The organism is Nocardia takedensis NBRC 100417 (assembly GCF_000308695.1).
GTDB lineage: Bacteria > Actinomycetota > Actinomycetes > Mycobacteriales > Mycobacteriaceae > Nocardia > Nocardia takedensis.
This window is the reverse complement of sequence record NZ_BAGG01000072.1, coordinates 21,818-33,526: the sequence shown is the minus strand read 5'-3', so window position 1 is coordinate 33,526 and position 11,709 is coordinate 21,818. Positions and strand designations below refer to the sequence as shown.

The 11,709-nt window shown below is 72.1% G+C and carries 13 protein-coding genes; 6 read left to right on the top strand and 7 right to left on the bottom strand.

Annotated features, from left to right (window positions below):
• Positions 1-615, top strand: a 615-nt coding sequence (locus ON30_RS15590; protein ID WP_040707886.1) for a M24 family metallopeptidase, incomplete at its 5' end; no start/stop codon positions are given.
• Between the two features lie 16 nt (positions 616-631).
• Here the strand turns inward: ON30_RS15590 and ON30_RS15585 are convergent.
• Complete coding sequence (locus ON30_RS15585) at positions 632-1,018, bottom strand: PPOX class F420-dependent oxidoreductase (protein ID WP_040707885.1); 387 nt, start codon at positions 1,016-1,018, stop codon at positions 632-634.
• A gap of 76 nt (positions 1,019-1,094) precedes the next feature.
• On the opposite strand from ON30_RS15585, the gene dprE2 reads away from it, so the two are divergent.
• The 4 genes from dprE2 (at position 1,095) to ON30_RS15565 (ending at position 4,628) form a co-directional block, all read left to right on the top strand.
• Complete coding sequence (gene dprE2 / locus ON30_RS15580) at positions 1,095-1,868, top strand: decaprenylphospho-beta-D-erythro-pentofuranosid-2-ulose 2-reductase (protein WP_245554064.1); 774 nt, start codon at positions 1,095-1,097, stop codon at positions 1,866-1,868.
• The gene (cbiE, locus tag ON30_RS15575) at positions 1,865-3,157 is read left to right on the top strand and encodes a precorrin-6y C5,15-methyltransferase (decarboxylating) subunit CbiE (protein ID WP_245554063.1); all 1,293 of its coding nucleotides are present in this window, start codon (positions 1,865-1,867) and stop codon (positions 3,155-3,157) included. The genes dprE2 and cbiE overlap by 4 nt, the downstream gene beginning before the upstream one ends.
• A gap of 98 nt (positions 3,158-3,255) precedes the next feature.
• Positions 3,256-3,846 carry a DUF8020 domain-containing protein gene (locus ON30_RS15570; RefSeq protein ID WP_040707883.1) on the top strand — a complete coding sequence of 197 codons (591 nt, stop codon included), beginning with the start codon at positions 3,256-3,258 and terminating at the stop codon, positions 3,844-3,846.
• Positions 3,843-4,628 carry a cobalt-precorrin-6A reductase gene (locus ON30_RS15565; protein ID WP_051029401.1) on the top strand — a complete coding sequence of 262 codons (786 nt, stop codon included), beginning with the start codon at positions 3,843-3,845 and terminating at the stop codon, positions 4,626-4,628. The genes ON30_RS15570 and ON30_RS15565 overlap by 4 nt, the downstream gene beginning before the upstream one ends.
• Here the strand turns inward: ON30_RS15565 and ON30_RS15560 are convergent.
• The 4 genes from ON30_RS15560 to ON30_RS15545 form a co-directional block, all read right to left on the bottom strand.
• Positions 4,571-5,125, bottom strand: a complete 555-nt coding sequence (locus tag ON30_RS15560) for a PadR family transcriptional regulator (protein WP_051029400.1) — start codon at positions 5,123-5,125, stop codon at positions 4,571-4,573. The two genes, ON30_RS15565 and ON30_RS15560, sit on opposite strands and share 58 nt — an antisense overlap.
• A gap of 44 nt (positions 5,126-5,169) precedes the next feature.
• Positions 5,170-6,735, bottom strand: coding sequence for a precorrin-2 C(20)-methyltransferase (locus ON30_RS15555; RefSeq protein ID WP_040707881.1), 1,566 nt, complete (start codon positions 6,733-6,735; stop codon positions 5,170-5,172).
• The gene (locus tag ON30_RS15550) at positions 6,732-7,367 is read right to left on the bottom strand and encodes a precorrin-8X methylmutase (RefSeq protein WP_040707878.1); all 636 of its coding nucleotides are present in this window, start codon (positions 7,365-7,367) and stop codon (positions 6,732-6,734) included. The genes ON30_RS15555 and ON30_RS15550 overlap by 4 nt, the downstream gene beginning before the upstream one ends.
• 71 nt (positions 7,368-7,438) lie before the next feature.
• A complete protein-coding gene (locus ON30_RS15545; protein ID WP_040707876.1) occupies positions 7,439-7,876 on the bottom strand; it encodes an Lrp/AsnC family transcriptional regulator in 438 nt (145 codons plus the stop codon).
• A 136-nt stretch (positions 7,877-8,012) separates the two neighbouring features.
• Here ON30_RS15545 and ddaH point away from each other — a divergent pair, with 136 nt between their 5' ends.
• Positions 8,013-8,870 carry a dimethylargininase gene (ddaH, locus tag ON30_RS15540; RefSeq protein WP_245554062.1) on the top strand — a complete coding sequence of 286 codons (858 nt, stop codon included), beginning with the start codon at positions 8,013-8,015 and terminating at the stop codon, positions 8,868-8,870.
• On the opposite strand, the gene cobG is transcribed toward ddaH, so the two are convergent.
• Entirely contained in the window at positions 8,855-10,024 is a 1,170-nt protein-coding gene (gene cobG, locus ON30_RS15535) for a precorrin-3B synthase (RefSeq protein WP_174387500.1), read from the bottom strand. The genes ddaH and cobG overlap by 16 nt on opposite strands.
• Positions 10,025-10,052: 28 nt before the next feature.
• Complete coding sequence (locus ON30_RS15530; protein ID WP_051029399.1) at positions 10,053-11,612, bottom strand: MFS transporter; 1,560 nt, start codon at positions 11,610-11,612, stop codon at positions 10,053-10,055.
• Positions 11,613-11,709 lie beyond the last annotated feature (97 nt).

Sequence of the window (11,709 nt, the reverse complement as noted above, 5' to 3'; positions counted from 1 at the left end):
ATGGGCGAATTCCTGCGGGTCGGGCGCACCGAGGCCGAGGTGGCCGCCGACATCACCGCCGCCATCGTCGAAGAGGGGCACACCGGCGCGGAATTCGTCATCGTCGGCAGCGGCCCGCACGGCGCCGACCCGCACCACGAGGTCTCCGACCGCGTCGTCGAAGCCGGTGACGTGGTGGTCGTCGACATCGGCGGCCCCGTCGCCCCCGGCTACTTCTCCGACAGCACCCGCACCTACGTCCTGGGCGACCCCGACCCGGAGATCGCCGCCCGCTACGCGGTCCTCGAACGCGCGCAGGCGGCGGCCGTCGCGGCGGTGCGTCCCGGCGTCACGGCCGAATCCGTCGACGCCGCGGCCCGCGACATCCTGGTCCAAGCCGGTCTCGGCGACGCGTTCGTGCACCGCACCGGCCACGGCATCGGGCTGTCGGTGCACGAGGAGCCCTACATCGTGGCGGGCAACGACCTGGTCCTGCGGCCCGGCATGGCCTTCAGCGTCGAACCCGGCGTGTACTTCGGCGGCTCCTGGGGCGCGCGGATCGAGGACATCGTCGTGGTCACCGAGGACGGCGGCGAGGCGGTGAACGCGCGCCCGCGCGGGCTGACCGCGCTCTGAGCGCCCCGCGCGGCGCTCACTTCAGCGTGCGACTCGACAGCACCCGGGCCACCCGGATCGCGATCACCACGCGGGTCGGGTTCTCGCGCGGCACCCGGTAGCGGCGCGCGTAGCGCTGTTCGGCCTCGGTGACGCTGTCGGGGTCCTCGAGGATCGTCGCGGGGCCTTCGAGGGTGAGCCAGCGCGGCCCGTCGACCTGGCTGACCGCCGCGTACGCCGAGCGACGCACGTTGCGCACCTTCAGCGACGCGCCGTCGGTGATGACGCGCACGAGTCCGGCCTCGGGATCCCAGGTGAACCCCACCGCGACCACGTGCGGGGTGCCGTCGGCGCGCAGGGTGGTCAGGGTCGCCAAGTGGCGGTCGGTGACGAATTCGGCGGCGGGTGCTGTCAGCTGCGGCATCGGAGCACCGTAACCGTTTCCGGTGCGCGGACCCGCCGCGGCACGGCGGTCAGGGCGGCGATGTCAGACTGTGCGCATGGGTTTGCGAGGTGGACGCGGGACGGCCGGGATGTCGGCGGGGCCCGTGCTGGTGCTCGGCGGTCGCAGCGAGATCGGCGCGCAGGTGGCCCGGCGACTCGCGCCGGGACGGGTGGTGGTACTGGCCGCGCGCCCGGGCGGTTCGTTGCGCGAGCAGAGCGCCGAGTTGGTCGCGGCGGGCGCGACGGCGGTGCACACGGTCGACTTCGACGCCGACGACACCGCCTCGCACGCGGCGCTGCTGGAGAAGGTGGACGCCGAATTCGGCGGCATCGGGATCGCGGTGCTGGCCTTCGGCATCCTGGGCGAACAGGCCAGGGCCGAACGCGAACCCGCGCACGCGGTCGCCGTCGTGCACACCGACTACGTCGCCCAGGTCAGCGTGCTGACCACGCTCGCGACGCTCATGCGGGCGCGCGGCGCGGGTCAGCTCGTCGTGTTCTCCTCGGTGGCGGGCGCGCGGGTGCGCCGGGCCAACTACGTCTACGGTTCGGCCAAAGCCGGTCTCGACGGGTTCGCCACCGGCTTGTCCGACGCCCTGCACGGCAGCGGCGTGCACCTGCTGTTGCTGCGTCCCGGCTTCGTCATCGGCCGGATGACCGAGGGCATGACGCCCGCCCCGTTCTCCAGCACCCCCGACCAGGTCGCCGACGCCGTGCTGCGCGGCCTGCGCCGTCGCGCGGGCGTGGTCTGGGTGCCGTGGGCGCTGCGGCCGATCTACGCGGGGCTGCGTTTCGTGCCGCAGGCGCTGTGGCGGCGGATGCCGCGGTGACCGCGCAGCACCACTTCCGGCCCGACCCGCCCGCGGTCGCGTGGACGGGCCTGCCGATCGCGGTGGTCGGGATCGGGGCCGACGGCTGGGACGGGCTGAGCAAGATCGCCGACGCCGAACTGCGGCGCTGCGAGGTGGTGTTCGGCTCGGCCCGGCAACTGGATCTGCTGCCCGGGGACGTGCGCGCCGAGCGGGTGCGTTGGCCCTCGCCGCTCGTCCCGGCGCTGCCCGGCCTGCTGACGGAGTGCGCCGACCGTCGGCTCGCGGTCCTGGCCAGCGGCGATCCGATGTTCTACGGCATCGGCGTGACCCTCGCGGGAATAGTGGGGCCTGCGGCCCTGCGCGTGCTGCCGCAACCGTCCTCCGCCGCGCTGGCCTGCGCGCGCCTGGGCTGGCCGCTGGCCGAGACGCCAGTGGTGAGCGTGGTGGGCCGTCCGTTGGCCTGCGTGCTGCCCGACCTGTCCGACGGCCGACGGCTGCTCGTGCTCAGCGCCGACGACCGGACTCCGCCCGCGCTGGCGGACCTGCTGCGCGACAACGGCTTCGGCGACTCGACGTTGACGGTGCTGTCCCAGTTGGGCGGCCCGGCCGAACGCCACGTGAGCGGTCGCGCGCGGGACTGGTCGGACGGCATCGATCCCCGCGTCATCGATCCTCTCAACCTCGTGGCGCTCACCTGCGTCGCCGATCCGCGCGCTCCCCGGTTGACCCGCCTGCCCGGTCTGCCCGACGAGAGTTACGGCGGCGACGGCCAGCTCACCAAATCCGAGGTGCGCGCGCTGAGCGTGGCCGCGCTGGCACCGGCCCCGGGAGAACTGCTCTGGGATATCGGCGGGGGATCGGGCACGATCGCGATCGAATGGTGCCGCACGCATCCGTCCTGTCGCGCGGTGAGTTTCGAAACGCTGGCGGCCCGGCGCGCGCAGATCGCCGACAATTCCGTCGCGCTCGGTGTTCCGCACCTGGCGGTGCGCGGCCGGGTGCCCGAGGAATTGGCGCGATTGCCGGCGGAATTCGCGAATCCCGACGCGATATTCCTCGGCGGCGGCCTCACCGGCGATGGCCTGTTCGAGACATGTTGGTCGCACCTGCGCCAGGGCGGTCGGCTGGTGGCCAACGCGGTCACCGCGGAATCGGAATCACTGCTGGTCTCCTGGTCGAAAGTCCACGGCGGCACGTTGCGTCGCGTCCAGATCCATCGCGGCGAAGCGCTGGGCGCGTTCACCGCGTGGCGACCGCAGTTGCCGATCACCCAGTGGACGGTCGTGAAATCCGGTCCCGGGGGCTAGCGCCGGTGTGAACGAGGGGTGAATCCGCAGCACGTGCGCGGTAGGGTCGGCCCCGTGATCCGTTGTCGACGGATCCGCGATTTCTATTGGGGAGATTGATGAAGTACAAGAAGTTCGCCGCCACCGCGCTGATGGCGGCCGCCGCCACCGGTATCGCCGCCGGCACCTCGGGCGCCGCGCCCGCCGCGCCCGCCCCCGCCGTCCAGAACCAGGCGGCCCCGGCCGTGCAGGGTGTGGACCAGGGCGTGAACTACGCGGTCCAACTCGTCGACAGGTCGATCGTCGCCGCCGTCACCGGTGGCGCGTTCAGCCTCGACGCCGACAAGAAGTCCGTGAACGTCCGCAACGAGGCCGGTGAGGTCGTCACCTCGATCCCGTTGCAGGCCCAGGTCGGTGACCAGCTGATCTCGATCGCGGCCACCATCGACCCGACCGCTCAGCAGCTGACCCTCACCCCCGACGCCAAGCCGGGTGCGAACGAGGTGGCCGCCAAGGCCCAGGCCATCGGGTCGCAGGAGTGGTTCTTCAGCGAACTGCAGCGCGCGTCGCTGGGCGCCGTGATCGGCGGCATCATCGGGTTCTTCTTCTTCGGGATCGGCCTGCCGGTGGGCGCGCTGATCGGTCTGCTCATCGCGGGCGGCCCGAACCTGATCAACGCGGGCATCGCCTACTTCAGCGGCCAGCCCTGAGAATCCTGATCCTGGGCGGGACCCGCGAAGCGCGGGAACTGGCCCGACGCGGCACGGGCGAGCGGGGATGGGACATCGTGTCCTCGCTCGCCGGCCGCGTCCGCGACCCGCTGCTGCCCGAGGGGCGGGTTCGCATCGGCGGTTTCGGCGGCGCGGCGGGCCTGCGCACCTGGCTGACCGAGCACGAGATCGACGCGGTCGTCGACCTCACCCATCCGTTCGCGGCCACCATCAGCGCCACCGCCGCCGCCGTGACCACCGAACTCGGCGTGCCGCTGGCGCGGGTGCTGCGCCCCGGCTGGACCGAATCCGCAGGCGACACCTGGGTCCGGGTGCCGGACCTCGCGACGGCGGCCGCCGCGCTGCCCGATCTCGGCGCGCGGGTCTTCCTCACCATCGGCCGCCAGGGCGTCGCCGCGTTCGCCGATCTGGACGAGCACTGGTTCCTGGTGCGCGCCATCGATCCGCCCGAACCGCCGTTGCCGCGCGCCCACGAGATCCTGCTCGAGCGCGGACCTTTCACCGTCGAGCACGAGCGCGCGCTGATGCGCGAGCACCGAGTCGAGGTGCTGGTCACCAAGGACAGCGGCGGCGCGCAGACCGAAGCCAAACTGACGGCCGCGCGCGCGGTCGGACTCCCGGTCGTGATGGTCGACCGACCCGCGCTGCCCGCCGGCGCGACGGTGGTCGCGACCGTCGAGCAGGCGATGGACTGGCTGCGCGCTCAGCGCGACAGCAGCGACGGCAGTCGGTCGAACCAGTCCAGGACGGCCCGTTCGTAGCCGATGCCGAAATCCAAGGTGGCCCGTTGGTGCGGTCGCAGCCCGTCGCAGTCCTCGGACAGGTAGCCGTCGAGACGGCGCTGGTGGATGTCGCGGTTGGCGTCGATGATCCGGGCGAGGTGCTCGGGGTCGAGGTGTTCGCCGAAGGACAGCGTCAGCAGCAGCGGGACCCGGATGGTCTCGCCCCCGGGATCGCGGGCGATCCATTCGGCGAAGGTCTGCCTGCCCGCGTCGGTGATGCCGTACGGGGTGCGGTCACGCGCGCCGGCCTGGCCTTTCTCGACCAGTCCCGCGGCGTCCATCGCGGCGAGTTCGCGATAGACCTGGCTCTGGGTGATGGTCCAGAAGTCGCCGATGCGCTCCTGGGCGAGATTCACCAGATCCCACCCCGACATCGGCCCTTCGTGCAGGAAGCCGAGCAGGGAGGCGGCCGTGGAGTTCAACGGCTTGCGGCGTTCGTCTTGCTGCGTTCCGCGTGCGGTATCCTCACGTTCCATAGTGGAATATTAGCGGATCGGACAGCCTGTCCGGTATCAGGGTCTCACAGCGTGTACCGACGTGAGGTGAACACCCGCGGCCCGGACTCGGTGTCCCAGCGCGCGGTGGTGGACGCGCCGATGATGAGCAACGTGCGCATATCCACCTCCGCCGGGTCCAGCTCGGCCAGCGTCACCACTCGCACCGACTCGGTCGGACCACCCACATCCCGGCCGATCACCACGGGCGTGTCGGGCTTGCGGTGCTCGAGCAGCAGATCCCGCGTCGCGGCGACCTGCCAGGTGCGCTGCGAGGACGCCGGATTGTAGAGCGCGATCGCCATATCCGCCGCCGCCACCGCCGCCAGGCGCGCGGCCACCACCTCCCACGGCTTGAGCCGATCCGAGAGCGAGATCATCGCGTAGTCGTGGCCCAGCGGCGCGCCGACCCGACTCGCCACCGCGTTCGCGGCCGTCATCCCGGGCAGCACCCGCACCGGAACCCCCTGCCACTGCGGATCGGCCGATTCCTCGAGCACCGCCGCGGCCATCGCGAACACCCCGGGATCACCGGAGGAGATCACCGCCACGCGCGCGCCCTGCTTCGCCAGATCCAATGCCATGGCGGCCCTTTCGGACTCCACCCGGTTGTCGCTGGCATGGCGGCGCTGCCCCGGCCGCACCGGCACCCGATCGATGTAGGTGGTGTAGCCGACCAGATCGGTCGCCCGCTCGAGAGCCTGCCGCACCTCCGGGGTGGTCCAGTCCGGCGAGCCCGGGCCGAGACCCACGACCACGACCTCCCCGACCGGCGCGGGTTCCGCTGCCTCTGCGGTCGTGGAATCGGTTGCCGTCAGCGTGGATTCGCGTGGGGATGGGGTGCGCGGCAGCGGGGTGGTTGGCGTCGGGCCCGGCACGAGCGTGATCGCGAAGTAGGGCACCTCCGAGTCCTCGACGTCGGCGGCCCGCAGGACCCGCTGACGGGTACTGCTCGCCCGCTCGACGTAGTAGGCGTCCTCGAGGCGGCCGGCCTCGGTCAGCGCCTCGCGCACCGAGGGGTAGGTGCGGCCCAGTTTCATGATCGCGGCGGCCTCGGTGTCGCGCAGCCGCCGCGTCAACTCCTCGGTGGGCATGGTGCCGGGCAGCACGGTGAGCACCTGTTCGCCCTCGACCAGCGGGGTGCCCAGCGCCGCGCTCGCCGCGCTGACGGAGGTGACGCCGGGGATGATCTCGGCCTCGAACCGGTCCGCCAACCGGCGGTGCATGTGCATGTAGGAGCTGTAGAACAACGGGTCGCCCGCGGCCAGCAGCGCCACCGTCCGGCCCGCCGCCAAATGCTCGGCCAGACGCGCGGCGGCCTGTTCGTAGAACTCGTCGATCGCGCCCTGATAGCCGCCTGGGTGATCGGTGGTCTCGGTGGTCACCGGGTAGACCAGGTGTTCCTCGATCTGGTCGGCGCGCATGTAGGGCGCGGCGATGGCGCGCGAGATGCTGCGTCCGTGCCGGGCGCTGTGGAAGGCGATGACCTCGGCCGCCTCGATCACCCTGGCCGCCTTGACCGTCACCAGTTCCGGGTCGCCGGGGCCCAGGCCCACACCCCACAGCTTGCCCGCGTTCACCCGCTCGCTCATTCCCGCTCGCTCGCGATCGCGTTGAGCGCCGAGGCGGTGACCGCGCTGCCGCCCCGCCTGCCGCGCACGGTCAGATACTCCAACCCGCCGTAGTCGATCAGCGCGTCCTTCGATTCGGCCGCGCCGATGAAGCCCACCGGGATGCCCAGGACGGCGGCGGGACGCGGCGCGCCGGCGTCGAGCATGTCGAGCAGGTGGAACAGCGCGGTGGGGGCGTTGCCGATGGCGACGACCGCGCCCGCGAGTCGGTCGCGCCACAGTTCCAGCGCCGCCGCCGAACGGGTGGTGCCCAACCGCTGCGCCAGCGCGGGCACCCCCGGATCGGTCAGCGTGCACAGCACTTCGTTGTCGGCGGGCAGGCGCGAGCGGGTGACGCCGGAGACGACCATGTTCGCGTCGCACAGGATCGGCGCGCCCTCGCGCAGCGCCGCACGCGCCGCGGCCACGACGCCCGGGGTGAAGGCGATGTCCTCGGCCAGGTCGACCTGTCCGCAGCCGTGGATCATCCGCACCACCACCCGGGAGAGGTCCTCGGGGAACCGGCCGAGATCGGCTTCGGCGCGGATCGTGGCGAAGGACCGCCGATAGATCTCGGCCCCGTCGGTGAGGTAGTCGGCACGCACATCGGACATGGGCACCACAGTAGGAGTACGCCGCCGGCCCGCCCGCGCCCGGGTACGCGCCGCTCAGATGCGGGATCGTTCTAGGTGCGGGGGCGCTCCAGGATTCGGGACATGACGATGGAACTGATCGTGCGGCCCACGCCGGAGTTCTCCCGGATGCGTTCGACGGTGGATTCGATCTCGGCCATGTCGGTGGCCATCACGTGCACCAGGGCGTCGGCCTCGCCCGCGATCGTCCAGACGCCGACGACCTGCGGAATCGGTTCCAGGGTGCGACGCAGTTCGGCGGTGCTGATGTTGTCGCGGTAGTACACCTCGACGTAGGCCTCGGTGCGCCAGCCCAGCGCCGCCGGGTTGACCAGCGCGGTGAACCCGGTGATGCGGCCGTCGGCCACCATCCGGTCGACCCGGCGTTTGACCGCAGGGGCCGACAGTCCCACGTCCGCGCCGATCTCCTGGAACGAGTCGCGCGCCGCGCGCATCAGGTGGCCCAGGATCCGGCGGTCGATGTCGTCCATCACGGTTTCTCCTCGCCTCACGCAACGATCCCCCGAATTCTAGGGCCGCTGCGCAACGAATCGGTATTTCAGGCGCAACGCCCGCCCATTTACTGTCGTGCCACGGAAGTAATCGCGTCGACCTCCGGGAGTCCCGTTGACCTCAGTAGCCACCGTCACCGCCCCCGTGCGGCAGTCGACCCCCCGTCGATTCGTCATGTGCCGTCCCGAGCATTTCGAGGTCAGCTACTCGATCAATCCGTGGATGGACCCCGGCGCCCCGGTGGACCGCGCGCTCGCGCTGACGCAGTGGGAGGCGCTGCGCACGAGCTTCGAATCCCACGGTCACGCGGTCGAACTGGTGCCGGGGGAGGCGGGCCTGCCGGATATGGTGTTCGCCGCCAACGGTGGTCTGGCGATCGGCTCGCGCGCGATGTCGGCCCGGTTCACCCATCCCCAGCGCGCCGAGGAAGGCCCGGCCTATCACCGCTGGCTGGCCGCGCGCGGGTTCACCGAGGTGGTCGCCGCCGCCGAGACCAACGAGGGCGAGGGCGATTTCCTGCGGGTCGGGCAGCGCATCCTCGCGGCCACCGGATTCCGCAGCTCACCGGCCGCGCACCGGGAGGTGGAGTACTTCTTCGGCCGCCCGGTGGTGTCGCTGGAACTCGTCGATCCGCGCTTCTACCACCTCGACACCGCGCTGATGGTGCTCGACGACGACAACGTCGCCTACTTCCCGGCGGCCTTCACCCCCGACAGTCGCGCCGTGCTGGCCGCGCTCTACCCGGACGCCGTGGTCGCGGACGAGGCCGACGCGCTCGTGCTGGGGCTCAACGGTGTCAGCGACGGCTACAACGTCTTCCTGGCGGCCCGCGCGCACGGTCTTGCCGAGGCGCTGGGCGGGCGCGGCTACAACCCCGTCGGCCTCGATCTGTCGGAGTTGCTGAAGGCGGGCGGCGGCGTGAAATGCTGCACGCTGGAACTGCATCCGGGATCGGATCACTCGATCCGGTAGCCCGCCTCGGTCGCGGTCACCTCGGTGACCGCGCCGCGCGGACGACCGCAGCGCCGCTCGCACCCGGACCAGTGCTGGCGACCGGCCACCTCGACGTCCTCGGCGGGCACGGGGCCCTCCGGTCGCGAGTCGGTCCCGCCGACCCGCCCGGATTCGACCGCGGCGGCGGCGTCGGCGCGCACGTCGGTCAACGATTTCGCGCAGCCGGGTGCGCCCGCGCAGGCGCTGACCCGCAGCCACGGCGATTCGGCGTCGAAGATCAGACCCATCGGGGCCAGCACCCGCACCACCTGTTCGGCGGGCCATTCCTCGAGGTCGGTGAGGACCAGTCCGCGCCACGGCGTGATCACGATCGGACGCTCCACGGCCGCCAGGAATTCGGCGGTGCGCGCGGGCAGCGTGCCCAGTCGCAGGCCCGCGCCCAGCGCCACGAGTCCGTCGTCCTGGGGCAGCCACCCGATCGGGAGGTCGTCGGACGCGGCGAATTCCGCGAGCGGTTCGGCGGGCGTCAAGCCGAGTCGGTCCAGGACGCGCGGCACGCCGTCGGCGATGTCGTGCAACCGCCACTGCCCCGAATCCAGGTCCAGCAGCGCTTCGGCGGCGGCGAGCACGACGTCCACGGCCGTGTCCGTACCGACCCGGATACCGGTGTCGCGGCCCGCGAGCACCAGCGCGAGATCGGTCGACGTGACCGCGTGCAGGCCGATGTCGCCGGACAGGCCGGTCACATCGCCGCGGCCGTCGTCCAGGGTGAACAGCACGCGGCCCGGCAGGTCGGCCAGTCGCGGTGTGGCGCACAGGCGTTCGTCCAGCGCGGCGATGTGGTCGGAGAGGTCGTGCAGGCCGCCGACCCGGCCGGTCAGCGGGGAGGCGACGATATTGCGCACCCGCTCGTGGGTGCGGCTGGGCAGCAGGCCCGCGCCGCTCAGGCGCTCGGTGAGCGCGGCGGCGTCGGCCACGCGGCGCAGTTGCAGGTTGCCGCGCGAGGTGAGTTCGATCGCGCCGTCGGCCAGGTCGTCCGACATCGCGGCCAATTCCGCCAGTTGCTCCGGGGTCATCCGGCCGCCGGGCAGTCTGATCCGCGCGAGCGGCCCGTCGGCGGCCTGGTGCAGGCGCAGCACGCCGGGGCAGGAATCCGGTGGACGTCGTGTCATGGCGTCCACCAGCCTACGGGCCGGACCTTCAGCGCGCGCCCGTGGATGGCACCGGTTCCGGCGGCGCGAGGAGGTCGACCTCGCGCGGGCGTCGGCCGGGCGCCCAGAGCGCGATCAGCACCGCGCAGGCCAGCGTCAGCACGCCCAGCGTGATCGAGGCGCGATGCAACCCGTAGACGAAGGCGTCCTCGGCGAGCACGGCCAGCGGGCGCGCGGCCGGACCGACCTGGTCGACCACTTCCAGCGCTGCCGCCAGGGAGTCGCCGACCGGGCCCCGCGCCTGCTCGGGTACGTGGTCCAGGGCGGGGGCGATGCGTTGGCTGTAGCCGGCGGCGAGTACGCTGCCGCAGATCGCGATGCCGACGGCCGCGCCGATCTCGCGCGCGGCGTCGTTGACCGCCGCGGCGACGCCGTGTTTCTCCGGCGGCGTGCCGCCGATGATCGCGGCGGTCGCCGGTGACGCGCACAGCCCGATGCCGGTGCTCATCACCAGGAACGGCCACAGCAATTCGACGTAGGTGGTGTCGGTGCGCACGGTGGCCAGCCCGAACATCGAGATCCCGATCAGCACGAGTCCGCCCGCGGTGGGCCAGCGCAGTCCGACGCGCTCGGCCAGCCACGGCGCCACCGCAGAGACCGCGATCATCGGCACCATCATCGGCGCCATGGCCAGGGCCGAGATCAGCGGCCGGTAGCCGAGGATCAGTTGCAGGTACTGGACCATCAGCATGAACATGCCGAAGCCGACGAGGAACTGCACGGCGATGATCGCGGTGCCGCTGCCGAACCCGCGGTCGAAGAACAGTCGCACGTCCAGCAGGGGTTGGCGGACCCGCAGTTCGACGGCGACGAAGGCGCAGGCCGAGATCACCGCGACGACCAGCGCGCCGAGCACCAGCGGGTCGAACCACCCGCGCGCGGGGATCTCGATGGCCGCGATGACGATCGCGCCGACCGCGAGCGCGCCGGACACCGCGCCGAGCGGATCGAAGGCCGGGCGCGCCTCGTCCGCGGATTCCGGCAGGGTGAACGAGGCCGCGGACAGGACCAGACCCGCGAGGGCCGTCCCGGCGAAGATCCAGGGCCAGGAGCCGTATTCGAGCAGCAGGCCCGAGCCGAGGATGCCCAGGATCGCGCCCGCGCCGACCACGCCCGCCCACAGTCCGATCGCGCCGTTGCGGCGTTCGGGCGGGAAGCCCGCCGTCAGCAGTGACAGCGTGGAGGGCATGACCAGCGCCGCGCCGACGCCGGTGAGCGCGCGCGAGATGATCAGCCACAGCGGCGAATCCAGCAGCAGCGGCAACCCGGAGGCCAGGGCGAAGATCAGCAGTCCGGCGATGAGCGCGGCGCGGCGGCCGTAGCGGTCGCCGAGGGCGCCCGCGGGCAGGACCAGACAGGCCAGCGCGAGGGTGTAGCCGTCGACGATCCAGGTGAGTTCGGCCTGGGTCGCGCCGGTGTCGGCGGCGATCTCGGGCAGCGCGGTGTAGAGCGCGGCCATCGAGGCGATCACCAGGCTCACCGCCAGGCAGGACAGGACCAGTAACCATCGGTGTGCGCCGGACAGTCCGGTGCGGCGGGTGGCAGCCATGGGGCCTCCGAAACTTGGGGTAGCGCTCCGCTACTATCTGTAGCATAAGTCGGGGCAGACCGGCACCGGGGTAGCGTCGGCAGGCATCGGAGAGGAA

Bases quoted from the DNA above. Each gene is read 5' to 3' on its own strand.
- ON30_RS15530 (WP_051029399.1), bottom strand. From the start codon at position 11,612: ATGGCTGCCACCCGCCGCACCGGACTGTCCGGCGCACACCGATGGTTA.
- ON30_RS15555 (WP_040707881.1), bottom strand. From the start codon at position 6,735: ATGAGCGAGCGGGTGAACGCGGGCAAGCTGTGGGGTGTGGGCCTGGGC.
- ON30_RS15545 (WP_040707876.1), bottom strand. From the start codon at position 7,876: ATGGACGACATCGACCGCCGGATCCTGGGCCACCTGATGCGCGCGGCG.
- dprE2 (WP_245554064.1), top strand. From the start codon at position 1,095: ATGGGTTTGCGAGGTGGACGCGGGACGGCCGGGATGTCGGCGGGGCCC.
- ON30_RS15560 (WP_051029400.1), bottom strand. From the start codon at position 5,125: ATGGAACGTGAGGATACCGCACGCGGAACGCAGCAAGACGAACGCCGC.
- ON30_RS15585 (WP_040707885.1), bottom strand. From the start codon at position 1,018: ATGCCGCAGCTGACAGCACCCGCCGCCGAATTCGTCACCGACCGCCAC.
- ON30_RS15570 (WP_040707883.1), top strand. From the start codon at position 3,256: ATGAAGTACAAGAAGTTCGCCGCCACCGCGCTGATGGCGGCCGCCGCC.
- cobG (WP_174387500.1), bottom strand. From the start codon at position 10,024: ATGACACGACGTCCACCGGATTCCTGCCCCGGCGTGCTGCGCCTGCAC.
- ON30_RS15550 (WP_040707878.1), bottom strand. From the start codon at position 7,367: ATGTCCGATGTGCGTGCCGACTACCTCACCGACGGGGCCGAGATCTAT.